Origin of the sequence: Nonomuraea sp. NPDC049158 (genome assembly GCF_040648335.1) — a bacterium.
Taxonomy (GTDB): domain Bacteria; phylum Actinomycetota; class Actinomycetes; order Streptosporangiales; family Streptosporangiaceae; genus Nonomuraea.
In genome coordinates, this window is sequence record NZ_JBEZDM010000046.1 from 15,413 (window position 1) to 38,595 (window position 23,183).

Consider the following 23,183-nt stretch of genomic DNA (forward strand, 5'->3'; position numbering starts at 1 on the left):
TCTCTTGTGGTGACGCATGAGCTGGAGGTCCAGATGTTACAGATCGGGGTAGCCGTGGCAGTCGCCGCGGCGATGTCGATGGGGGCGGGCGCCCTGCCGGACGGGATGCTCTTCCTGGAGACCCACCCACCGGCCAAGAAGTGGGAGACCTACAAGACCACGGAGTCGAAGAGCCTCCCGCTCCGGCTGAACCCGTGCGAGCGCCGTACGGCCTCGACCACCGACCGCCTGGCGACCAGGTCTGTCCACTACCGCTCGGAAGACACGTTCAAGTACGAGCAGCTGGTCGTCTACAAGAGCGTCTCCGCCGCCCGTAAGGCGATGCGGGGGCTGCGCGCGGACCTGTCCCGGTGCGAGAACTTCGGCAAGGGTCCCGACCGCCACCACTACTACACCAAGCCCCTCAAGGTGGGCGACGACGCTCTGCGGGCCGGCAGCAGCTTCTTCGAGAGCGGTGAGCTGACGGTCGTCGTACGAAACGGCGCGACCGTCTACGTCGTGGGCGGATCGGCCTGGGCGACGAAGAGCCTGCCGCTCAAGCGCTTCAAGGGCCTCATCTCCCAGGCGGAGCGGATGACGGTGAAGGTCTGCGATCTGCCGGTGGCCGCCTGCTGACGAGGCTGTCTCAGGGGCGGCGCAGGCGCGTGACGAACTTGTACCGGTCGCCGCGATAGAGCGACTGCGCCCACTCGACCGGGTTGCCGTCGGCGTCGAAGGCGTGCCGGGTCAGGAGCAGCATCGGCAGCCCGACGTCCACGCCGAGCGCCTTGGCGTCATAGGGCGTGGCGAGCACGGTCTCGATGATCTCCTCGGCGTCGGTGAGCCGGACGTTGTAGGCGTTGTGCAGCGTCTCGTACAGGGACGCGTGCACCTCCAGCTCCCGCCGCAGCCTGGGGAAGCGGCGGGCCGAGAGGTGAGTGGTGTCTATCGAGACCGGCTCCCCGTTGGCCAGGCGCAGACGGTGGATGCGCAGGACGCGCCCGCCCGGGTTGATGGCCAGCCGCCGCGCGAGCGGCTCGTCGGCGGTGATGTAGCCGATCTCCAGGATCTTGGTGTCGGGCTCCAGGCCGGCCGTGCGCAGGTCGCCGATGTAGGACGTCAGCTGCAGCACCTGCGCCACCTTCGGCTGGGCCACGAAGGTGCCCTTGCCCTGGATGCGCAGCAGCCGCCCCTCGACGACCAGCTCGGTCAGCGCCTGACGGACGGTGGTGCGCGAGGTCTCGAAGCGTACGGCCAGCGCCCGCTCGGGAGGCAGCGCCGTCCCGGGAGACAGGCTCTTGGTGAGCTCGAGCAGGCTCCGTTTCACGTCGTAGTACTTCGGTACGCGAGGGCCGTCGTCCGTCACGCTCTCACCTTCACTTCTGCCACGGCGGTGAGGGCGTGTCTGATCACCGCGAGATCATCGGAACTCAGATTGGCCCGAGCGGTCAACCACCGGCACGACACGGGCAGGGGCGCGCTCGTCGTCAGACCGGGCTCGCCCGCCGTGATACATGCCGGATCGGGCAGCTCAGGTTGATTGTGAAGGATATACACAGTGGCAGGCGTGGCCGCAACCGAGGCCGTAGCCGAGGCTGAGTCAAAGACGATCAACGTGTCGATCACCTCCGTTGCGCTCCGCACGGTCCCGCTCCGAGGGTTGACCGAACGGAACAGTGTGACGGTTTTCACAGTGTGAGATTCCCGAAAATCGACGGTTGACCGCACGCCGACACGCCCGTGTTCATCGGTGTTCGCGGTCTGACGAGCACGACCGCGGGAGGGGCGGGCCGGGCCGCCGGTTTGGTTGTTGCGGCGGAAAGCACGCATGATGCACTCGTGCCGACTCTCAGCGACCTCGTCGTCCGCCACACCGCTCTCGATGCGGCGGACCTCGACTGGCTGCACTCGCTGGTCTCCGACTGGCAGTTGCTGGCCGACCTGTCGTTCGCCGACCTCATCCTGTGGGCGCCGCTCCAGGGCGAGGGCGGCGGCTGGATCGCGATCGCGCAGATGCGCCCGACCACCGGGCCCACCGTCTACCACGACGACATCGTCGGCACCGTCGCGGCCAAGGGCGAGCGCTACCTGATCGACACGGCGTGGAACGAGCGGCGCATCTGCCGCGAAGGCGACCCCGACTGGTCCACGGGCGTGCCCGTCCGCGAGGAGACCATCCCCGTACGGCGGGCGGTCCCGGTCGGCGAGGCCCGCTTCCTCGCGGTGATCCAGCGCTCCACGAACCTGTCCTCGGCGCGCACCCCGTCGCGCCTGGAGCTCACTTACCTGCAGAGCGCCTCCGACCTGGCGCAGATGGTGGCCGAGGGACGCTTCCCGTTCTCCGGCGAGGAGCCGATCCTGGTCCGCTCCCCGCGCGTCGGCGACGGCCTGCTGCGGCTGGACCGGGCGGGCCGCGTGACGTACGCCTCGCCGAACGCGCTGTCGGCCTACCGGCGGCTCGGTCTGCACGCGGATCTGGTCGGGGCCGAGCTGGGCCGGGTGACCGCCACGCTCTGCTACTCCGACGAGCCGATCAACGAGGACCTGATGATCGTGGCCAGCGGGCGCGCGGCCAAGGAGACCGAGGTCGAGTCCGGCGGGACGATCGTGCAGCTGCGGGCGATTCCGCTGATCGTCGGCGGGGGCCGCATCGGCGCGCTGGTGCTCATCCGTGACGTGACGGAGCTGCGCCGCCGCGAACGCGAGCTGATGACCAAGGACGCGACCATCCGCGAGATCCACCACCGGGTCAAGAACAATCTGCAGACGGTGGCCGCCCTGCTCCGGCTCCAGGCACGGCGCCTGCGCGTGCCCGAAGGGCGGGAGGCGCTGGAGGAGGCGGTGCGGCGGGTCGGCTCGATCGCGATCGTGCACGAGACGCTCTCTCACGCGCCGGAGGAGTTCGTCGACTTCGACGACATCGCCGACCGCGTGATCGCGATGGCGGGCGAGGTGTCGGCGGCGGAGGCGGCGGTCACCCCGCGACGGATAGGCAGCTTCGGCACCCTTCCGTCGCTCATCGCCACACCTCTGGCGATGGCTCTCACCGAACTTCTCCAGAACGCCTTGCAACACGGCCGCCCCAAACACCTGCAAGTGGTCGTGGAACCGACTCCCGACAGGCTGCATGTGACCGTCTGGGACGACGGTCAGGGCCTGCCGGACGACTTCGAGCTGGACAATTCCACGAGCCTGGGCCTGCAGATCGTCCGCACGCTCGTGGTCGGCGAACTCTCGGGCAAGCTCTCGATCGCCCCTCGCCTGGAGGGCGGCACAGAGGTGACGCTCTCCATCCCGCTGCCGGCCGCCTGACGGCGTGCCCTTGTCACGGGCGCGCGTTTCGGCGGCCCGCCACGTGCGGGTTCAGCGGGCGTCTCCCTGGAGGCGCGCCGCCACGTATGGCGGGTGGGGCCGGCCCATGCCTGCCGTACGAGCTGTAGGGCGGGCGGTTGGGCTAGGCGGTGGCGCGAGCGCGGGCACGGGCGCTGCGGCGCTTCAAAGCCCTGCGCTCGTCCTCGCTCAGGCCGCCCCAGACGCCGGCGTCCTGGCCGGACTCAAGGGCCCACTTCAAGCACAGGTCGACCGCCGAACACGAGCGGCACACCTGCTTGGCCTCTTCGATCTGCATGAGCGCCGGGCCGGTGTTGCCGATCGGGAAGAACAGCTCGGGGTCGACGTCACGGCAGGCAGCTCGGTGGCGCCAGTCCATGCGTTCACTCCTTAGTAGATGGAACCTCTGGTTGGCTCCGTGCGGCTACTACTTTGTGAAGAGTTTCACTAACTCGCGCGAGCACCGACCCGGATCCTGCGTTGGACCGGGGTTGCCCGCTGAGCGTCGGAGCGGACCCGGTAAGGCTTGTTAAAGGTCCTACGTTCCGACGTCAAAGTTGAGCCTGTCAGCCACTGAGAGTGCACGCAAGAGGGTTGGTAGGAAGTTTTGGTGTGGATGGATGTCGGATGCGTCACACAATGACCGAATGTAACCAGCTAGACCAGAACTTGTAATGCGTTCGGGATAGAGCGGAATGTCACTGATTCCCGTTCTCCCAGGTAGTCGCCGTCCAGCTCGAAGGCCACAGGGCGGTATGCCGCGAGCGTGAACTCGGACTCGTCGTGGAGCTGGACGAGGTGCCGGCCCGATGGAAGGGTGTCACGCTCCGTGAGGATCTGCCGGATGGCGGGAAGTATCGAAGTAACGCCTATCTCTTGGAGTCCCAGCAGGTCGAGCCCGGTCTCGAAGCCGGCCCAGGGCGTGGGCAGGACCGGCCGGGTGCCGATGTAGGTCCAGGGCGAGGTGTTGGAGATGATCGCCATGTACACGCCCTTGGCGGCGGGAATGCCGGGGCCGCTCAGCGTCATCGCCGGATGGCGCTTGTCGGTGGCGAGGTAGTGGCGCAGCGCCGTGTTGACGTATCGCGTGGGTGTCGCCTTCCGGCCCGTGCCGCGCAGCCCCTCGACGGCCCGGATGACCTCGGCGTTGTACCCCATCCCAGCGCCGAAGGTGAAATATCGGCTCTCATCCTCCCAAAGGGCTTGCCCCAACCCCACGGTCCTGCGGCGGCCGTCACGCAGCGCCTCGAGCACGGCGCCCGTGGCCTCGACCGGGTCGTTCGGCAGGCCCAGGTCGCGGGCGAACACGTTCGCGCTGCCCCCGGGGATGACGATCAGCGCGGGCCGCCCGGCGCTGGGATCGTCCTTGTACGCGGGGTCGTCGCCGTTGACGGCGTTGAGCAGGCCGTTCACGGCCTCGTTGATCGTCCCGTCGCCGCCCAGCACGGCCACCACGTCGTAGCCCTTGGCGTGCGCGGTGGTGGCCAGCGCGGCCGCGTGGCCCCGGTACCGGGTCTGTTCCACCGTCAGCTCGACTGCGGCGCCGAGCGCGCGGATCAGTACGTCGCGCCGGCGGGCATTCGTGGTCGTGGCCTTGGGGTTGACCAGGAGCATCGCTCGCATGTCGTTCAGACTAGCCGGTGCCCGATATCTGGCTTATCGGCCATTAGCCGGAATCTGGGGGCGGCAAGGGGCACCGATAGGGTTTGGGGCGTGAACCGACCATGGACACTTCTCGCCGCCGCGCTCATCGTCGCCCTGGAGGGCCTGGTGGCGCTCGGTCTCGGCCTGTACGTCGCGGTGGAGACGCTGGCCGGCGCGGCGGAGGACATCACCAGCGCGCTGGCCGAGTCGGTGTTCGGGGTGCTGATCGGCGCGGGGTTGATCTGGGTGGCCTGGGGCGGCCTGTACAAGATGGAGCGATGGGGGAGATCGCCCAGCGTGCTGGCCCAGATCTTCGTACTCCCCGTCGCGATCACGCTCATCCAGTCGGACAAGCCGCTCTATGGGATCCCGCTGATCGTGGTGGCCGTCGCCGGCCTCGGCACGTTGCTCGCGCCCCCCACCACCCACGCCCTATATGGCGAGGACTCGCAGAAGGGTTAGCTGTCGAGGGTCGGTCGTCGGCCCTCGATCGCGTTGGTCGTCCAGGGTCAGTCGTCCGCGGTCAGGCCCTCGCGCAGCTGAGCCAGCGTGCGGGCCAGCAGCCGTGAGACGTGCATCTGTGAGATGCCCAGCTCGGTGGCGATCTGCGACTGGGTCATGTTGCCGAAGAACCGCAGCAGCAGGATGCGCTTCTCGCGGGGCGGCAGCCGTTCGAGCAACGGCTTGAGCGACTCGCGGTATTCGACGCCTTCGAGCGACTCGTCCACGATGCCCAGCGAGTCGGACACGGCGGGCGCGTCGTCGTCACCGGAGTCGGGCGCGTCGAGGGACACGGTGGAATAGGCGTTGGCCGACTCCAGACCCTCGAGCACCTCCTCCTCGGTCATCTTGAGGAAGGCGGCCAGCTCCGCGACGGTCGGCGCCCGGCCCTCGCGCTGCGACAGCTCGCTGATCGCCTTGGTCAGCGACAGCTTGAGCTCCTGCAGGCGGCGCGGCACGCGCACCGCCCAGCCCTTGTCACGGAAGTGGCGCTTGATCTCGCCGACGATCGTGGGCGTGGCGTAGGTGGAGAACTCCACGCCGCGGTTGAGGTCGAAGCGGTCGATGGACTTGATCAGCCCGATGGTGGCGACCTGGGTGAGGTCGTCCAGCCACTCGCCCCGGTTACGGAAGCGGCGGGCCAGATATTCGACCAGAGGAAGGTGAAGCTCGACCAGCTCGTCCCTGATGCGCTGCCGACGCGGCTCGTCAGGCCCCAGCTCGGCCAGCTCGGCGAAGAGGATGCGGGCCCGCACCCTGTCGGGCACGGCGTGGTCGCTGGTGGCCATGGCTCCAGTCCTTTCCGTCACGCCGGCCTCGCCGTGCCTCGGCGCTTACGCAGGACGATCGCCATGCGATCGGGAGAGTCGATCACCGCTTCCACATCGTCTGCCAGGGCGGTCAAGACCATCCAGGCGAAGTCGTCCCGCTTTGGCGCGGAGCTGCCGACCGTCGCGACCTCGACCCTGACCTGCATTTCCTGCCCGGTCAGCTCGAACTCGGCGGTCAGATCGGTCCCGGGCACGGCCTCGCTCAACAACATCGCGCACGCCTCGTCGACCGCGATCCGCAGATCCTCGATCTCGTCCAGCGTGAAGTCGAGCCGTGCAGCAAGCCCGGCAGTGGCCGTACGCAGTACGGACAGGTAGGCACTCGCGGCCGGGAGCCTGATGCTCACCACGTCGCGGATGCCGGCCACGCCCTCAGCCCGCGTCTCGGTTTCCTCGGTCACGTTCCTCCTCGCGTATACGGCGCTGACTGCAACTTACCGCCCCCGGGAGGTGGTTGGCGGAATCAGACTCGCCATCGACCGAAAAGGCTCTGCGCGGAAGGTCGCCGCACAGAGCCTTTGTGCCGGTTTAGGCGGCCTTCGTCTCCCAGAAGATCTTGGAGATTTCGTCAATCTTGCCGAGAAGGTCCTCAGCCTTGGTGACCTCGACCGTGCCCTTGCCGCCTGCGGCGCCGGCCAGCTTTGTGGCCTCCCAGAAGAGCTGGTGAAGCTGAGGGTACTGCTCGAGGTGCGGGGGCTTGAAGTAGTCGGTCCAGAGCACCCACAGGTGGTGCTTGACGAGCTCGGCCCGCTCCTCCTTGATGGAGAGCGCCCGGGCGCGGAAGATCGGGTCCTCGTTGGCCGCGTACTTCTCCATGATCGCCTTGACCGACTCCGCCTCGATCCGGGCCTGCGCGGGGTCGTATACCCCACAGGGCAGGTCGCAATGGGCGGAAGCGACATGCTTGGGTCGTAGCAGTCGTGCGAGCATCAGAAAGTCCTTCCTTGATGCTGAATCAGCTTGGTCCAACTACCGACCTTACTCGGGTCCAAACGCCTGCGGCGGAGGGGGTCACAGCCCATGAGAGTGCGTGTCGAGGGCGATTCGATGCGGCCCGCGCTGGTGCCCGGCGACTGGCTCCTCGTACGGCGTGGCGCCGCGGTGCATCCCGGCGATCTGGTCGTGGCACGGCTCCCTGGCGAGCCCGATCGGCTCATCGTCAAGCGGGCCCAATGGCACGGCGACGACGGCTGGTGGCTGGAGAGCGACAACCAGCGGGCCGGCGGGCGCCGCGACAGCTGGGACTTCGGCCCGGTGAACGAGATCGTGGGCCGGGTGATGCTGCGCTACTGGCCGCTCCTGCGGCGGGCACGGTAGGCGGCGACGTTGGCCCTGCTGGCGCACCGGGCGGAGCAGTAGCGGCGCGAGCGGTTGGAGGAGGTGTCGAGGAAGGCCCGCATGCACCGCGGCTCCTGGCAGCGGCCGAGCCGGTCGGCGCCCAGCTCGGCGACGAGCGCGGCCAGGCCCATCACGGCGCCGGCGGCGGCTGTGCCGTGCGCGTCCACAGCGAGGTGGAGATGCCAACGCTGCCCGTCGTGGTCCGACAGTTGGGGGCGCACCGGATGGCGCACGAGCAGCGCGTTCAGCCGCGCCACGACGGCCTGCTCGCCGCCGGTCCCGTCGAACAGGGCCGCCAGCTCGTCACGCAGCTCTAGGAGCTCCGGCGGGGGGTGCGGATCGTTCACCAGCCGGACCGCCCACTCGGCGTAAGAGGTGAGGTCCATGCCGGAGTATTACACGAGCCGCGGGGCGCCCCAGCCTCGGACGCCCCGCTTCGCAGGTCAACCTTCCGGGTGCAGGACGCGCCTGAGGAAGGAGCGGGTCCGCTCCTGCTTCGGGTCGCCGATCACCTCGGTGGGCGTTCCCTCCTCGACGATCACCCCGCCGTCCATGAACACCACGCGGTCGGCCACCTCGCGGGCGAACCCCATCTCGTGGGTGACCACCAGCATCGTCATGCCCTCCTCCGCCAGCTTGCGCATGACGGCGAGCACGTCGCCGACCAGCTCGGGGTCCAGCGCCGAGGTGGGCTCGTCGAAGAGCATCAGGTCCGGGTTCATGGCCAGCGCCCTGGCGATGGCCACCCGCTGCTGCTGCCCGCCGGAGAGCTTGCCGGGATATTCGTCGCACTTGTCGCCGACACCGACCTTGGCCAGGTTCTCCCTGGCGACGATCTCGGCCTCCTTCTTGCTGCGGTTCAGCACCCGCTGCTGGGCGATCATCACGTTCTGCAGCGCGGTCAGGTGCGGGAACAGGTTGAACTGCTGGAACACCATGCCGACGTGCCGCCGGGCGGCGTCGATGTCGGCGTCGGGATGGGTCAGCTCCACGCCGTTGACGAACACCCGGCCCTTGGTGGGCGTCTCCAGCACGTTCACGCAGCGCAGCAGCGTCGACTTGCCCGATCCCGAGGGGCCGATGACGCAGACCACCTGACCGAGTTCGACGGTGAAGTCGATGCCCTTGAGCACCTCGTTGTCGCCGAAGTACTTGTGCAGCTCCCTGATCTCTACGGCGTGCGTCACCGTTTCCTCCCCTGGCGCGCTTCGAGGCGGCGTACCACGAACCCGAGCGGGATCGTGATCAGCAGGTACGTGGCGCCGGCCACGATCAGCGGCGTGCTGTTGGCCTGGTCGATCGTGGTGTCGGAGCCGAACTTGGTCAGCTCGGTGGTCGCCGCCGTCACGCCCAGCGTGAAGACCAGCGAGGAGTCCTTGAACAGCAGGATCAGCTCGTTGGTCAGCGGCGGGATCACGATCCTGATGGCCTGCGGCAGGATGATGGAGAGCATCGCCCGGCCCGGCTTCATGCCGAGCGACCTGGCCGCCTCCATCTGCCCCTTGGGCACCGCCTGGATGCCCGCGCGGAACGACTCGGCCATGTAGGCGGCGGCAACCAGGCCCAGCGCGAGCGCCACGGTGCCGTAGACGTCGCCGGGGAGCTTGAACCCGGGGAAGGCGATCGGCAGGCCGAACCCGAGCAGCAGAAAGATGATCAGCGCGGGCAGGCCGCGGAAGATCTCGATGTAGACGAGGGCGACCACCCGGTAGGGGACCACCGAGGACAACCGCATCAGCGCCAGCACCAGACCGAGCGCGAAGCCGATCACATAGCCGGCGACGGTGAAGATCAGGGTGTTCTTCAACGCCACCGTGAACAGCGTGGGGAACATCCCCGCGGCGACCTTGCCGTTCAGGAAGTTTTCGAAGATCTTCGGCCAGTCCGCGAGCAGGATCACCGCGATGAGGACGAGGACGAAGACGGCGTACTGGATGGCGAGGCTGACGCGACGGCGCTGGCGGGGGCTGAGCCCGCTTTTCGCGGGCTCAGCCGTGGTCGGCGTGGTCGTCATGATCAGGAGGTCGGCGTCGGGGTCGTGACGGGCGCGGCGCCCATCCACTCCTGGTACTCCTTGGTCCAGGTGCCGTCCTTGATCGCCTCGGCCAGGGACTCGTTGATGACCTTGAGCAGCGCGGCGTTGCCCTTCTTGACGGCGAAGCCGTACTGGGCGTGGGTCGGCACCTGGCCGGACAGCTCATAGGCGGAGGAGACGTTCGGCTTCTTCATCCAGTCGACGACGACCGGCAGGTCCTGGATCACCATGTCGACCTGGCCGGACTGCAGCGCGAGCAGCAGCTTGCCGGAGTCCTTGAACTCCTTGGCCTCGATGCCCTTGCTCTTGGCGAGCGTGAGGCTGGTCGTGCCGGCCTGCACGCCGACGCTCAGGCCCTTGGTCTTGGCGGTCTCGAGGTCGGGCACACCGGCGCCCTTCTTGGTCACCAGGCCGAGCACTTCGTCGAAGTAGGGGTTGGAGAAGTCGAGGTGCTGCTTGCGGTCCGGGGTGATCGTCATACCGGCGGCGGCGACGTCGCACTTGGCGGCGCTGAGCGCGGCACCGCCCTTGATCGAGTCGAAGTCGATGTCCACGATGTCCTGCGTCACGCCCAGCTTCTTGGCGACCAGGTCGATCATGTCCACGTCGAACCCGACGACCTTGCCGCTGGCGTCCTTGGACTGGAACGGCGGGTACGGCAGGTTGGTGCAGGTGGTCAGCTTTCCGGGGGCGACCAGCTGTACTCCGCCCGCCGCCGTGGCGGGTGCGGAGGACGAGGCGCTGGTGCCCGTCTGCGAGGTGCTGCCGCAGGCGGTCAGCGCCAGGGCGGCGGTCAGGGCGAGCGCACCGGTGGTGTAGCCACGGCGCGTCCTGGGCCAGAGGGCCATGTGCGGGCCTCCTCGAGTGATATGTAAGGAAAGTTGGTTTTTGTGAAGTTTAAATGGCCTTTTGCTGCGGACCGTCATCTGAGAATTAACAATGCGTCAACAGAACGGAGTCGGTCCCGAGACAGACCCGATCTCAGCATGTGGCACTATGGAGCGACGGGTGACCCCCGTAACCCCTCTTACGAGACGATCGAGGAGGGGCACCTGGCGGCTACCGAAGCCAGGCCTCTCGCGCCGTCTGCCGAAGGTCTCTTCCGTCCGATGACTACTGGGGTCGCTGTGACTACCACACCCGCTTCCGTCGAATCCCTCGATCTCGATCCCGCCTTCGCGTTGCATCGCGGTGGCAAGCTCGAGGTTCGATCCACCATCCCCGTCCGCAACGCCGACGACCTTTCCCTTGCCTACACCCCCGGGGTCGCCCGCGTCTGCACCGCGATCGCCGACACGCCGTCGCTTGTCAACGACTACACCTGGGTCTCCAATGTGGTCGCCGTCGTTTCCGACGGCACGGCCGTGCTCGGTCTCGGCGACATCGGCCCGGCGGCCGCCATGCCCGTGATGGAGGGCAAGGCCCTGCTGTTCAAGGAGTTCGGGGGCGTCGACGCGGTTCCGATCTGCCTCGACTGCACCGACGTCGACGCCTTGGTTGAGACCGTCGTACGCCTGGCGCCCTCGTTCGGCGGCATCAACCTGGAGGACATCAGCGCGCCCCGCTGCTTCGAGGTCGAGGACCGGCTGCGGGACCTGCTCGACATCCCGGTCTTCCACGACGACCAGCACGGCACCGCCATCGTGGCCCTCGCCGCGCTGACCAACGCGGCCCGGCTGACCGGCCGCTCTCTGGGCGACCTGCGCGCCGTGGTGGCCGGAGCCGGCGCCTCCGGGGTCGCGGTCACCCGGATCCTCCTGGAGGCCGGCATCGGCGACATCGCGGTCGCCGACTCCAAGGGCATGATCTACCACGGCAGGGAAGGGCTCAACCCGGTCAAGGAGGCCCTGGCCCGCGACACCAACAAGGCGGGGCACAAGGGCTCGACCGAGGAGGCCCTGGCGGGCGCCGACGTCTTCCTCGGCCTGTCCGGCTCGACGGTGTCGGAGGCGGCCATCGCCTCGATGGCCGCGGACTCGATCGTGTTCGCCCTGTCCAACCCCACCCCCGAGGTGCATCCCGAGGTGGCCGCGAAGTACGCCAAGGTGGTCGCGACCGGGCGCTCCGACTTCCCCAACCAGATCAACAACGTGCTGGCCTTCCCCGGCGTCTTCCGCGGCGCGCTCGACGTCCGGGCCACCACGATCACCGAGAACATGAAGGTCGCGGCCGCCGTCGCGCTCGCCGACGTGGTGGGCGCGGACGTCAGGGCCGACTACGTCATCCCCAGCCCGTTCGACGCGCGCGTGGCGCCCGCGGTGACCGCCGCCGTGGCCGCCCAGGCCCGCGCCGACGGGGTCGCCCGCCTGTAGCTTCCCGCCGCTTCCCGCAGGTTCCTGCACTTGTGCAGGAACCTGCACTTCCTCAGGGAACCGCCAAATTTCCTTTACTCTCCGTGCTATAAAGAGGGCTCTCTGTAAGGATGCGGGCGCCGACTCCTGTTGCCGCGAGGAGAGCGATGGAACGCGAGCCCAATCGACTGCTACAGCAGCTGATCGCGGAGGCCGGCTTCTCCCACAAGGGGTTGGCCAGGCGCCTCAACGACCTGGGAGCCGCGCGTGGCACCCCTGGCCTGAAGTACGACCACAGCTCCGTGCTGCGCTGGATCGGCGGTCAGCGGCCTCGGGACCCTGTGCCGTGCCTCCTTACCGAGATTTTCGCACTCCGGCTCGGCAGGCCCTTCTCCCCCGTGGAGGTGGGCATGCCGGCCATCGTTACACCCCTGGATCTCGGACAGGAGTTCACGCACACGTGGAAGGAGGGGGTCGCGACCGTGACGGCGCTGTGGCGGGCCGATATGGAGAGGCGGCGCTTCCTGATCGATTCGACGTTCGCGATCGGCGCGGGCTCGGTAGGGGCCGTCCGCTGGCTGACGGCCCCACCGGAGGAACGCCCGGGCGGCTCTGGCGCACGCCGCGTCGGCAGGGCCGACATCACCGCGATCCACGAGGTCACCCGTTCGTTCGGTGAGCTCGACAACAGGTTCGGCAGCGGACGTGTCCGCGCGTCGGTCATCAAATACCTCGACACCGCGGTCTCGCCGCTGCTCAAAGAGGGCGCCTACGGCGAGGCCACGGGCAGGCAGCTGGCCGGGGCCGCCGCGGAGCTGACCCGTCTGGCCGGTTGGATGGCCTACGACCTGGAGCAGCACGGCCTGGCCCAGCGCTACCTGATCCAGGCGCTGCGCCTGGCCCTGGGCGCCGACGATCACGCGCTGGGCGGCGAGATCCTGGCCGGCATGGCGCACCAGGCGATCTACATGGGCCAGCACGCCCACGCGCTCGACCTGGCCAGGGCCGCCCAGCTCTCGGCGCGCCGCGCGGGCGTCCACACCCTGCTGTGCTCCGGCCTGGTCCTGGAGGCGCACGCTCAGGCGGGCCTCGGCGACGCGCGCTCCTGCGGCAACGCGCTGCACGCGGCCGAGGTGGCCTTCGACTCACGGGCTCCCGCCGACGAGCCGGCCTGGCTGAGCTACTTCGACGAGGCGTACCTGTCGGCCAAGTTCGCCCACTGCTTCCGCGACCTGGGGGAGGGGGAGCGGGTCGTCCGGCAGGCGCACCGCTCGCTCGACATGGACGGCCGCTACGTGCGCGGGCGGATGTTCAACCTGTCGCTCCTGGCGGCCGGGCTGCTGCAGTGCGGGGAGCTGGAGGAGGCGTGCAAGGTGGCGGAGACCGCGTTCAAGCTGGCCGGTGAGCTGCAGTCGGTGCGGTCTCGTTCGTACGCGGCCGATCTGCGTCGGCGGCTGGAGCCGTACAAGAGCGAACCCGCGGTGCGGGCGCTGCGCGAGCTGTCGGCCGTGTAAGCCTTCCTTTACGAGATGAGCCCGCCGCCGGGTCTCCGGCGACGGGCTCGTTCTGTTCTATCTGTTACTGCATCATCTCGCCGTTGGGGCCGACGATCGACTTGGTCGCGGCGTACTGGGCCTTGTTGTAGACGTCAGCGGTCTCGCCGTCGAAGTAGGCGGAGCTGATGAAGTCGATCCGGCCGTTGCCGTCCTGGTCGTGGAACATGCTCGTCACGCCGTTGACGTAGCCGGTGCGCTTGTTGTTGTCGTACTTCATCAGCCAGGGGCCGCCGTCGGCGCCGGGGGTCATGGAGCACTTCAGCACCTGGTGCGTCTCGACCTTGAACGTGTTGACCTGGTAGGTCTTCGTACCGGTCTTGCCGGCGCACCACTTGGGCGTCACGCCGGTGAAGGCCTTGTCGCCGTCGGGGTGGGGGGCGCTGGGGTAGCCGAAGGCGGTGACGGTCTGGCCCATGGGCTGGTTCCAGGCGACACCCTGGCCGCCGACGGCGTCACCGAGGCGGCCCATGTCCTTGGCGATGCCGATGACGTACTCGGCCATGTAGTACTTGCGCGAGGTGCCGGGCTTGACCCACTTTTGCGTGTAGTAGTGGGTGATGGAGTAGTTGCCGAGCTTGTCGACACCCTTCTCTCCCAGGCCCTTGTAGGCGGCGTGCTCCAGCTGGGTCACGGGGAGCGTCTCGGGCGCGCCGAACTTGAAGCCGTTGCCCTTGCCGGTCCTGGCGGCGTCGTACTCCTTCTTACCGACCTCGACCTTCTCCAGGACCGCGCCGGGGTAGTCGGGGCCGACCTTGTCGGCCGGAGTGTCGGCGCCCTCGGACCAGCAGTGGCCGAGGGTCAGGACGCACTTGGCGTACTCGGCGGGGCTGATCTCAACCGGCTTGACCCACTTGTCGCCGCGCCACTCCTGGAACTCCTTGAACGACACCTTCTTGTCGTTCGGGAGCGCGAAGCCGTTGTGCACGGCCACGAACGCGAAGTCGCCATCGTAGTCGTCATAGGTGTCCAGGTCGTAGCTGGTGAACGCGTAGGCGCCCGCGTACACGCCGAACGGCGCCTTGCCCTGGTAGTAGCCGGGGACGAACACCCACTTGGCGAAGACGTCCTTGCCGCGCTCGTACACACAGTGGCCCGCGGTGGCGACCAGGTTGCGGTTCCTGGCCTGGACCGACGTGGCCGAGCACCAGCGGTAGTTGCCACCGCTGTCGAGGAAGAAGACCTTGCCGATGGTCTTGGGCAGGTTCACGGCCTTGGTCTTGGTGGCGGCGGGCGTGGTGCCGGTGGGGGAGGCCGAGCCGGGCTTGCCGTCGGGCGTCTTCGCCTGGGTGGAGACCAGCTTCTGTACGTCCTTGGCGTCGACGTTGTACTGCGTGGCCTTCTTGAGGGCGGCACCGTTGGCGTCGAGCCAGAAGTAGGCGTTGCTGTAGGCCTCGGCGGCCTTGGGGGCGAGCGGGTCCTGGACCCAGTCGGGGGCGGCGTTGGCGGGGAGGGCGAGGGCGGCGGCGCTCAGGCTGGCGGCGGTCAGGGGGACGAGCAGGCGCTTCACTGGAGATCTCCACAAGGTTAACAAGCAGGTGTTGAGACCCTATCGACCCTCTGGTCACTCTGGTAACAGATTGTTGGGGAATGTTACGGAAAAAGACTCTGAGGGTTTTTGGCGCAGAAAGGCCGAAGGGCCCGGCAGGATGCCGAGCCCTTCGGTAAAGCTGGTGAACGATGACCTAGGTCGTCGTTCGATCCCTAGCGAACTACGGGATGAGCTTGCCGGACCACGAAGCCGCAGCGGACTTGTAGATCGCGGCGGTCTCACCGTCGAAGATCGGCGAGGTGATCGTGTCGTAGCGCTTGTTGCCATCGACGTCAACGATGAGGCTGGTGACGCCGGTGACGAAGCCAAGACGCTTCGCGTTGCTGTAGTTCGCCAGCCACGGTCCACCGTCGTAACCGGCGGTGACGGCGCACTTCAGCGACTGGTGCTCCTCGACCTTACGGGCCGGGACCTTGAGGACCTTGTTGGCGGTCTTGCCGTAGCACCACTTCGGCGTAACACCGGTGTAGGGCTTGCTACCGTCAGGGTTGGCGCCGTAGGGGTACCCGAAGGTCCGAACGACCTTGCCCGGAGCCTGGTTCCACGCGACACCCTGGCCACCGACGTTGTCGCCGAGGCGACCGACGTCCTTGACCTCGTGGGCGACGGTGTAGAAGTCAGTACGGATGTACTGGGTCTCGGTACCGGGCTTGAACCACTTCTGCACGTAGTAGTGCGTGATGGTCGAGTTGGTACGCTCGTCCAGCTTGACCGTGCCGGGGTACTTGTCGGGGTTCTTCTTCGCAGCCTCGAAGTACGCCAGCGCCTCGCGGTAGGTGACGTTCTCGACGACCGGCTCACCGAACTTGTTAAGGTTCCCGGGGCCAGTCTTGGCGGCCTTGTAGAAGCCCTCAGACACCTCGAACTTGGCGACTTCCGCACCGGGGTAGTCCGGACCAGAAACCTGGTCGCGGGTGCCCCACTTGCGGGAGTAGTAGTCGGCGGTCTTCGGGTCGAGACGACCAGCCTTGTACTCTTCCTTCGTGACCGAGACTTCCTTGGCGAACTTCTCGCCGGCGTAAGCCTTGTAGGTCGCGAGGTCAACCTTGGTGGGCTTGTTCAGCGTGCCGCCGATGCCGTTGTACACGGTCACGAACGCGTAGTCGCGGTCGAAGTCCTCGTACACGTCAAAGTCGTAGTGCGTGAACGCCTGCTTGCCCACGTACAGGCCGTAAGGCACCTTGCCCTGGTAGTAACCCGGGACGAAGACCCAGCGCGAAACGACCTCGTCGTTGCCGGCGATGTCGTAGACGCAGTGACCGGCCGTGGCGACCAGGTTGCGGTACTGCGACTGGACCGAGGTGCCCGAGCACCAGTACAGCTTGCCGTCGCGGCCCTCGAAGAACACCTTGCCGATGGTCTTCGGCATGTTGACGTTCTGGGACTTGACGGCGACCTTCTTCTCCTCGCCGATCGGCAGGGAGGAGCCGGGCTTCGTGTCGGCGCTATAACCGCCGCCACGGGAGATCTTCTCAACCTCGAGGGAGTCGGGGTTGAAGGCCACGGCCGACTTGAGAGCCGCGTAGTCGGACTTGCTCCAGAAGTCCAGCGTCTCAGCAGCCTGGGCAGCGGTCTTCGCGAGCGGGTCGCTGGCGACGTCGCTGGTGGCCTGAGCGGTACCGGCGAGGCCGGCAGCCAGAAGACCGGTGGCCAGAATGGCACCACCGGCGGGGAGGAGGATGCGCTTCAAGGTAACTCCTTGGTCTGTCGTGGAGCGCTTCTTGCGCCCCATGCGTCAGTAAAGGGATAGCCAGAACTTACAGTGTGGATCTTGAAGTGCGGTAGCTGCTTTGGAGGGAAAAACGGCGCTAAGTCGGGCGTGATCGTTCTGTGATGTTTAAGTCGCGATAGAGGATGACTTGCCGGAAGTGCCGGATGACACCGTTTCCGCAGATCAACATAAGGAAGTTGTCAGTGTGACTGCGGTGGCTCGAGTGCCGCCTTCCGGACGGCCATCCGGCTTATGTGACGCAGATCACATCGACTTGATGGCACCGTCCGGGCGTCCCGTGCGTCAAAACGCCCTTCAGATTTGTCCGGGAACGCCGAAGGGCCCGGCGATGCCGGGCCCTTCGCGAGTTACCACTGTGCGCACCGTCCTGGAACGGTCGCGTTGTGTTACTTAGAGGATCTTGCCGGACCACACGTTCGCCGCGGACTTGTACACCGCGGCGGTCTCACCGTCGAAGTACGGCGAGGAGATGTAGTCGACTCGCTTGTTGCCGTCCTGGTCGTTGAAGGTGCTGGTGACACCGTTCACGTAGCCGAGACGCTTGGTGTTGCTGTAGTTGAGCAGCCAAGGACCACCGTCGGCGCCCTCGGTCATCGCGCACTTGAGCGCGACGTGCTCTTCGATCTTCTTGGCGGCCGAGCCGACGACCTTCTTGCTGGTCTTGCCGTAGCACCACTTGGGCGTGATGCCCGTGTAGTTCTTGTGGCCGTCAGGGTGCGCCGCGGCCGGGTAGCCGAACACGCGGACGTACTTGCCCGTGGGCTGGTTCCAGGACACGCCCTGGCCGCCCACGACGTCACCCAGGCGGCCGACATCCTTGGCAGCGCCTTCGATGATGAAGAACTCGGTCTTGTAGAACTTGGTCGCCGTGCCGGGCTTGTACCACTGCTGCACGTAGTAGTGCGTGATGGTCCAGTTGCCACGAGCGTCCTGGGCGACGGTGCCCGGGTACTTGTCGGCGTTGCTCTCGGCAGCCTTCTTGTACGCGGCGGCCTGGGCGTCGGTCACGATCTCGGTGACAGGCTCACCGAACTTGAAACCGTTGCCCTTGCCCACGCGGGCGGCCTTGTACTTGGCCTGGGCGACCTCGACCTTGGTGACCTCAGCGTTGGGGAAGTCGGGACCGGTCGCCTCGGCGTCGGTGCCACGCTTGGCCCAGCACGCCTCGATCGACGTCGGGTCGAGCTTGCACTTGCGGAACTCGTCCCGCGAGATCTCGACGTCCTTGGCGTCCTTGATGCCCTGGTACTTCTCGAAGTCGGCCTTGGAGACCTTCTTCGCGGTACCGCCACCGAGCTGGATGCCGTTGTACACGGTCACGAACGCGTAGTCGCGGTCGTAGTCCTCGTACACGTCGAAGTCGTAGTGGGTGAAGGCCTGCTTACCCACGTAGATCCCGAACGGCGTCTTGCCCTGGTAGTAGCCGGGCACGAAGACCCACTTGGACATGACGTCCGAGTTGGTGGCGGTGTCGTAGACGCAGTGACCGGCCGTGGCGACCAGGTTGCGGTACTTCGACTGAACCGAAGTGGCCGAGCACCACTTCTTCTCGCCCTTGCTGTTGACGAAGAACACCTTGCCGATGGTCTTCGGCATGTTCACGTTCTGGACCTTGGTGGAGGTCTTCTTCTCCTGGCCGATCGGGACGGACGAGCCAGGCTTGCTGTCGGCGCTGTAGCCGCCCTTGCTCTGCAGCTTGGCGACGTCGCCGGAGTCCCAGACGTTGGACTCCTTCGCGGCCTTGAGGGCGGCGTTGTTGGTCGCCGACCAGAAGTCCGCGATGGCCTTGGCGTCAGCGGCGCTCTTCGCCATCGGGTCGGAGGCTACGTCGCTGGCGGCCGTGGCCGTACCGGCGAGGCCGGCAGCCAGAAGGCCGGTAGCCAGGATGGCGCCACCGGCGGGGATGAGGATGCGCTTCAAGGGAACTGCTCCTTGCTCTGTCGTGGGTCGCAACACGCGTCCCATGCGTCAGTAAAGGGATAGCAAGGAACATAGCGTGGTGATCTCCGCAGGTAAAAGCCGTTTCGCCCCATCCGGAAGACACCCTTACCGTCGTGACCTTTCCGTAACCAGTCAGAGACCTTAGCGGAGCGTGATCAAATTGCCACGTTTTCGCAGGGTATGAAGGGGGCTCGGCGGGGGAGTGGTGAGGGGAGCGCCACGCTTCGTCGCCGCTCCAATGTGACTTAGATCACAGGAACCAGATTGGCGCGAGCTCCGTCTAATATCGCCAAATCGGCCGAAATGATCTTGTTAGAGCACGCAAAAGGGGCTCGGCCGAACCCGGCCGAGCCCCTTTTTGGGTGCTGAGTGTTACTTGTACAGCTCGCCGTTCGGGCCGACGATCTTGCCGGACCACGTGTTCTTGGCCGAGTTGTACACCGACGCCGTCTCACCGTCGAAGTACGGCGAGGTGATGTAGTCGATGCGGTCGTTGCCGTCCTGGTCGGCGAAGGTGCTGGTCACGCCGTTGACGTAGCCCAGACGCTTGCCGTTGCTGTAGTTGGCCAGCCAGGGGCCACCGTCGAAGCCGGGCGTCACGGCGCACTTGAGGCCGATGTGCTCCTCGATCTTCAGCCACGGGGCGCCCACGGCCTTGGCGGTGGTCTTGTTGTAGCACCACTTCGGCGTCACGCCGCTGTAGGGCTTGTTGCCGTCGGGGTGCGGGCCGGCCGGGTAGCCGAACGCGCGGACCTGCTTGCCGGTGGGCTGGTTCCAGGACACGCCCTGGCCGCCGACGACGTCGCCGAGACGGCCGGCGTCCTTGGACAGCAGGATGTAGTAGCGCCCGCCCCAGTTCCGCTTGGGGCCGACGAAGCCGTCGTACTCCTTCTTGGTCACCTGCTTGACGCCGTTGAAGGAGATGCCGTTGTAGACGGTCACGAACGCGTAGTCGCGGTCGTAGTCCTCGTACACGTCGAAGTCAGTGTGGGTGAAGGCCTGCTTACCCACGTAGATCCCGAACGGGGCCTTGCCCTCGTAGTAGCCGGGCACGAAGACCCAGTTGTCGAGCAGCGCCTTGTTGCTGTCGGTGTCGTAGACGCAGTGGCCGGCCGTGGCGACCAGGTTGCGGTAGTTCGACTGGATGGACGTGGCCGAGCAGTAGCGGAACTTGCCCTTGCCGTCGACGAAGAAGACCTTGCCGAGCGTCTTGGGCATGTTCACGTTCTGGGCCTTGCCGGGGGCCTTCTTCTCCTCCCCGATGGGAGTGGCGCTGCCCGGGTTGCCGTCGGGGCTGTAGCCGCCCTTCGAGACGACCTTCCTGACTTCCTTGGCGTCCCAGGTGTACGCGGTGGCGGAGCGGAGGGCGGCGAAGTTCGACGCGGCCCAGAAGGAGGCGACCGAGGAGGCCTGTTGGGCGTTGCGGGCCATGGGGTCGGTGGCGATGTCGCCTTGTGCCTGAGCGGTGCCTGCCAGGCCGGCGGCCAGGAGGCCGGTCGCCAGGACGGCGCTACCGGCCGGGAGAAGGATGCGCTTCAAGGTAAAACTCCAGACGCGGGGCGCCTCGTGCACCCCAGAATGCAGCAAACGGACAGGCGGGAACCTATCGGTCTGACTCTGGTCGTGTGAATTACCCGTTACCGCTGTAAAGCGCAACGATCATGGCCGTGACCATCTCGAGATGTGAAACCGGCTGATCACTCGGGGTGGCGATACGCTAGGTGTAACTTACGTCACATTTTGCGGTGTCGCGAGCCCGGCGGCGCGTCGGTAGACCTCGCCGGTGGTCGTGTTGAAGGTCGATGAGGACACCGCGTCGTAGCCGCCCTTGGCATCTCTGTTCCAGGTCAGGCTGTTGATCCCGGTGAGGAGTCCGAGCCTCTGCGCGGGCTGGTAGTTGAGCAGCCAGGGGCCGCCACTGGCACCGGCGCTGAAGTCGCACGGCTGGAGCTGCACGCCGTACTGGAGGTCGAGGCTGGGGGCGACCGTGCGTCTCGTGCTTCCCGAGCAGACCTTGAGCGTCTTGCCGTCGAACGGGTGGCTGCCGTCGGGCTGCGGGCCCGCGGGGTAGCCGAAGGCGGTGATCGTGAGGGCCAGGCCCTTGCCGAGCGTCAGGCCCTGCCCGCCGACGTTGTCCTGCAGCCGGCCGACATCCTGCATGGTGAGCTGGCCGCTCTTCTCGACCCACTTGAAGCCACGGTGCACGGTCACGAACGCGTAGTCGAAGTCGTAGTCGCCCTTGCCGGGCCAGTCCTCGTGCATGCTGATCGAGGCGCCCACGTAGATGCCGTCGGGCGTCGCCCCACCGGGACCCGGATTGGGGACGAAGATCCAGTAATCGGCGGGCTTAGCCTGGCGCGAGTCGTACGCGCAGTGTCCGGCGGTCGCCACCACGCTGCGGTTCTTGGCCGCGATCGAGCTGGCCGAGCACCAATATTCCTTGTCGCCGAAGCGGAAGAAGACCTTGCCCATGGTCTTGGCGGCCGCGCTGTCCTTCGGGAGGGCGGGTGCGACGTTCGGCAGGATCCGCGGGCCCTTCGCCGGGACGATCTGGCCGCCCCCGGCGCCGGTCCTGGAGGTGGGCGAGGACTGCGAGGCCGGCGTGGCGGGACTGTACTGGTCGGCATTCTTGAGCTGGTCGGGCTTCCAGTATTCAGCGACCTTCTTCATGTCCGCCGCGGACTTGGCCAGCGTGACCGAGTAGACCCGGCTGTTCGGCGCGGCCGAGGCGGTCCCCGCGAGGGCAGGCAGCATCAGCAGCGCGCTGAGCGCAGCCGCTACCAGGTGCCATGCCCGGGGGATCATGGAAATGCCTTGCCTTTGGGGGTTAGTACTTCTGGGGGTGTAACGATGGATTTTTCCAGATCACTCACTGTATTGCAGCTCGGATGGAGATTCGTTATCTGATCAAGCGTGACTTGTGTCGCATAAGGAGTGCGTCAAGGGGTTCCATCCGGATAGCGGTTCCGATCCATGTGGGGATCGTTTCCGCATGTCAGAGGCATAGTACATGAGCCGACTTCGTTGTCCATCCGCCTTTCCTGTGTGTTTCTTGATCACGTGTGAGAAGGGCCCCGGCGGGGAGTGGCCGGGGCCCAGGGTGGGGTGCTGCCTCGTCGTTACGGCATGTTGCCGGTCCACCGGTTCGCGGCGGCCTTGTACACGTTGTAGGTGTCGGTGTTGAAGTACGGCGACGAGATGTGGTCGTAGCGGTCGTTGCCGTCCGTGTCCCACGCGACGCTGTTGACGCCGATCAGGTAGCCGGTGCGGGTGGAGTTCTTGTAGCTGAACAGGAGCGGTCCGCCGCTGGCGCCGGCGGTGAAGGCGCACTTGAGGCCGATGTGCTCCTGGAGGTTGTACTTCGGCGCGGCGGGCATCGGGGCCGTCTTGCCGTAGCACCACTTCATCGTGCGGCCGGTGAACGGCTTGTCGCCGTCGGGGTGCTCGCCCGCCGGGTAGCCGAAGGAGAACACGTTCGCCTTGGTGCTGCGGTTCCAGGTGAAGCCCTGGCCGCCGACGTTGTCACCGAGGCGGCCGACGTTCTTCCGCGTCCACTGCCACTTGTCGTTGACCTTCTCCCACTTGACCTTGATGCCGTTGTAGACGTTGACGAACGCGTAGTCGTAGTCGTAGTCCTCCTTCACCACGAAGTCGTCATGCGCGTTGAACGTCTTGGCGGCGTAGATGCCGTAGGGGGCCTTGCCCTCCCAGACGTTGTTGCCGTCCCAGTACGACGGGATGAAGATCCAGTTGTCGTAGAAGGTGTCCTTCTTGGTGTCGTAGACGCAGTGGGCCGATGTCGCCACCAGATTGCGGTATTTGCCCTGCACGGAACTGGCCGAGCAGTACCGCCAGCTCGCCGGGTTCGCCGGGTTCGATCCCGGCAGCGTGAAGAACACGCGTCCGACCGTGTTGGGCAGGTTGACCTGCTTGCTCTTGACGGTCTTGGTCTTCTCCTCGCCGATCGGGGGGACGGACCCGGGCGGGCCGTCGGGGGTGGAGTTGACGCCCTTGACGCCGTTGGAACGCGCGTCGAGGTTCGTGTCGTAGTCGGCCGCCCGCTTGATGCGGTCAGGCGTCCAGAACTGGACCGCCTGCTCCGCGGGGGTGGCCGCGTTCTTCGACACGACGTCGGAGGGTGGGGTCGCGTTGGCGGCGGTGCCGCCGACCGTTCCCGCGGCCAGGCCGGTGGCCAGCAGACCGGCGAGCGGGATCGCGATGTGCCTTGCTCGGGAATACATGAAGCTCCTCTCAGTTCTCGGCGGCCCAGAGCGGGGTACTGCGCCCCGGTGGGCCAGGAAAACGTTGGGAACGTTAATGAATGGCGCGACCCGACAGCCAGGAAACGACGTGAAAAAGTCTGGCCCGGTTCCATTCCGTTATGTAAATAACCAGATCGCATGTATTCCGAGAAAGCATTTACGCAGGTCGGGGCGGGTTTTAATTTCCTCTGGCAC

The 23,183-nt window shown here is 66.7% G+C and carries 23 protein-coding genes; 6 read left to right on the forward strand and 17 right to left on the reverse strand.

The annotated features are described in order from the left end of the window. The first annotated feature begins 33 nt into the window (after positions 1-33). Positions 34-615, forward strand: a complete 582-nt coding sequence (locus AB0B61_RS50470; protein ID WP_358448333.1) for a hypothetical protein — start codon at positions 34-36, stop codon at positions 613-615. Between the two features lie 10 nt (positions 616-625). On the opposite strand, the gene AB0B61_RS50475 is transcribed toward AB0B61_RS50470, so the two are convergent. Both AB0B61_RS50475 and AB0B61_RS50480 read right to left on the reverse strand, forming a co-directional pair. Continuing rightward, a complete protein-coding gene (locus AB0B61_RS50475; protein WP_225301848.1) occupies positions 626-1,345 on the reverse strand; it encodes a GntR family transcriptional regulator in 720 nt (239 codons plus the stop codon). Then, positions 1,342-1,809, reverse strand: coding sequence for a hypothetical protein (locus AB0B61_RS50480; RefSeq protein WP_358448335.1), 468 nt, complete (start codon positions 1,807-1,809; stop codon positions 1,342-1,344). Before AB0B61_RS50480 ends, AB0B61_RS50475 begins: the two co-directional genes overlap by 4 nt. A 9-nt stretch (positions 1,810-1,818) precedes the next feature. Here AB0B61_RS50480 and AB0B61_RS50485 point away from each other — a divergent pair, with 9 nt between their 5' ends. After that, positions 1,819-3,291 carry a PAS domain-containing sensor histidine kinase gene (locus tag AB0B61_RS50485; RefSeq protein ID WP_225301849.1) on the forward strand — a complete coding sequence of 491 codons (1,473 nt, stop codon included), beginning with the start codon at positions 1,819-1,821 and terminating at the stop codon, positions 3,289-3,291. 142 nt (positions 3,292-3,433) lie between these two features. Here the strand turns inward: AB0B61_RS50485 and AB0B61_RS50490 are convergent, their stop codons facing one another. Further along, positions 3,434-3,688, reverse strand: a complete 255-nt coding sequence (locus AB0B61_RS50490) for a WhiB family transcriptional regulator (RefSeq protein ID WP_357643192.1) — start codon at positions 3,686-3,688, stop codon at positions 3,434-3,436. A 278-nt stretch (positions 3,689-3,966) separates the two neighbouring features. Then, positions 3,967-4,932, reverse strand: coding sequence for a diacylglycerol kinase family protein (locus tag AB0B61_RS50495; RefSeq protein ID WP_358448337.1), 966 nt, complete (start codon positions 4,930-4,932; stop codon positions 3,967-3,969). A gap of 90 nt (positions 4,933-5,022) precedes the next feature. Between AB0B61_RS50495 and AB0B61_RS50500 the strand changes: the two genes are divergently transcribed. Next, on the forward strand, positions 5,023-5,415 hold the full coding sequence (locus AB0B61_RS50500; RefSeq protein ID WP_358448339.1) for a hypothetical protein: 393 nt from the start codon (positions 5,023-5,025) through the stop codon (positions 5,413-5,415). A 47-nt stretch (positions 5,416-5,462) separates the two neighbouring features. Here the strand turns inward: AB0B61_RS50500 and AB0B61_RS50505 are convergent, their stop codons facing one another. From AB0B61_RS50505 to sodN, 3 genes are all read right to left on the reverse strand, one after another. Beyond that, positions 5,463-6,242, reverse strand: a complete 780-nt coding sequence (locus AB0B61_RS50505) for an RNA polymerase sigma factor SigF (RefSeq protein WP_357643195.1) — start codon at positions 6,240-6,242, stop codon at positions 5,463-5,465. Positions 6,243-6,259: 17 nt separating this feature from the next. Beyond that, entirely contained in the window at positions 6,260-6,685 is a 426-nt protein-coding gene (locus AB0B61_RS50510) for an anti-sigma factor (protein ID WP_214640148.1), read from the reverse strand. 127 nt (positions 6,686-6,812) lie between these two features. Beyond that, positions 6,813-7,214 (reverse strand): superoxide dismutase, Ni, encoded by a 402-nt coding sequence (gene sodN / locus AB0B61_RS50515; protein ID WP_214640147.1) that lies wholly within the window; start codon positions 7,212-7,214, stop codon positions 6,813-6,815. A gap of 30 nt (positions 7,215-7,244) precedes the next feature. On the opposite strand from sodN, the gene AB0B61_RS50520 reads away from it, so the two are divergent. Beyond that, positions 7,245-7,601 (forward strand): S24 family peptidase, encoded by a 357-nt coding sequence (locus AB0B61_RS50520; protein WP_358448341.1) that lies wholly within the window; start codon positions 7,245-7,247, stop codon positions 7,599-7,601. Here AB0B61_RS50520 and AB0B61_RS50525 read toward each other — a convergent pair. From AB0B61_RS50525 to AB0B61_RS50540, 4 genes are read right to left on the reverse strand one after another with little or no spacing between them, the layout of a single operon-like run. Next, a complete protein-coding gene (locus AB0B61_RS50525) occupies positions 7,571-8,008 on the reverse strand; it encodes a CGNR zinc finger domain-containing protein (protein ID WP_358448343.1) in 438 nt (145 codons plus the stop codon). The genes AB0B61_RS50520 and AB0B61_RS50525 overlap by 31 nt on opposite strands. A gap of 57 nt (positions 8,009-8,065) precedes the next feature. Further along, positions 8,066-8,809, reverse strand: a complete 744-nt coding sequence (locus AB0B61_RS50530; RefSeq protein WP_358448345.1) for an amino acid ABC transporter ATP-binding protein — start codon at positions 8,807-8,809, stop codon at positions 8,066-8,068. After that, positions 8,806-9,684: an amino acid ABC transporter permease gene (locus tag AB0B61_RS50535; protein ID WP_358448347.1), complete on the reverse strand. Its 879-nt coding sequence runs from the start codon at positions 9,682-9,684 to the stop codon at positions 8,806-8,808. Before AB0B61_RS50535 ends, AB0B61_RS50530 begins: the two co-directional genes overlap by 4 nt. Then, a complete protein-coding gene (locus AB0B61_RS50540) occupies positions 9,639-10,505 on the reverse strand; it encodes an ABC transporter substrate-binding protein (protein ID WP_358448349.1) in 867 nt (288 codons plus the stop codon). Before AB0B61_RS50540 ends, AB0B61_RS50535 begins: the two co-directional genes overlap by 46 nt. Before the next feature lie 261 nt (positions 10,506-10,766). Between AB0B61_RS50540 and AB0B61_RS50545 the strand changes: the two genes are divergently transcribed. Then, positions 10,767-11,969, forward strand: a complete 1,203-nt coding sequence (locus AB0B61_RS50545; RefSeq protein ID WP_358448351.1) for an NADP-dependent malic enzyme — start codon at positions 10,767-10,769, stop codon at positions 11,967-11,969. Positions 11,970-12,115: 146 nt separating this feature from the next. Next, positions 12,116-13,462 carry a hypothetical protein gene (locus AB0B61_RS50550; RefSeq protein ID WP_358448353.1) on the forward strand — a complete coding sequence of 449 codons (1,347 nt, stop codon included), beginning with the start codon at positions 12,116-12,118 and terminating at the stop codon, positions 13,460-13,462. Positions 13,463-13,526: 64 nt separating this feature from the next. On the opposite strand, the gene AB0B61_RS50555 is transcribed toward AB0B61_RS50550, so the two are convergent. From AB0B61_RS50555 to AB0B61_RS50580, 6 genes are all read right to left on the reverse strand, one after another. Next, positions 13,527-15,011: a hypothetical protein gene (locus AB0B61_RS50555; RefSeq protein ID WP_358448355.1), complete on the reverse strand. Its 1,485-nt coding sequence runs from the start codon at positions 15,009-15,011 to the stop codon at positions 13,527-13,529. A gap of 202 nt (positions 15,012-15,213) precedes the next feature. After that, positions 15,214-16,743, reverse strand: a complete 1,530-nt coding sequence (locus tag AB0B61_RS50560) for a hypothetical protein (RefSeq protein WP_358448357.1) — start codon at positions 16,741-16,743, stop codon at positions 15,214-15,216. Positions 16,744-17,175: 432 nt separating this feature from the next. Continuing rightward, complete coding sequence (locus AB0B61_RS50565) at positions 17,176-18,705, reverse strand: hypothetical protein (RefSeq protein WP_358448359.1); 1,530 nt, start codon at positions 18,703-18,705, stop codon at positions 17,176-17,178. A 393-nt stretch (positions 18,706-19,098) separates the two neighbouring features. Next, a complete protein-coding gene (locus AB0B61_RS50570) occupies positions 19,099-20,265 on the reverse strand; it encodes a hypothetical protein (protein WP_358448361.1) in 1,167 nt (388 codons plus the stop codon). A 189-nt stretch (positions 20,266-20,454) separates the two neighbouring features. After that, positions 20,455-21,531, reverse strand: coding sequence for a trypsin-like serine protease (locus AB0B61_RS50575; RefSeq protein ID WP_358448363.1), 1,077 nt, complete (start codon positions 21,529-21,531; stop codon positions 20,455-20,457). 314 nt (positions 21,532-21,845) lie between these two features. Further along, complete coding sequence (locus AB0B61_RS50580) at positions 21,846-22,967, reverse strand: serine protease (protein ID WP_358448365.1); 1,122 nt, start codon at positions 22,965-22,967, stop codon at positions 21,846-21,848. Positions 22,968-23,183: the final 216 nt, after the last annotated feature.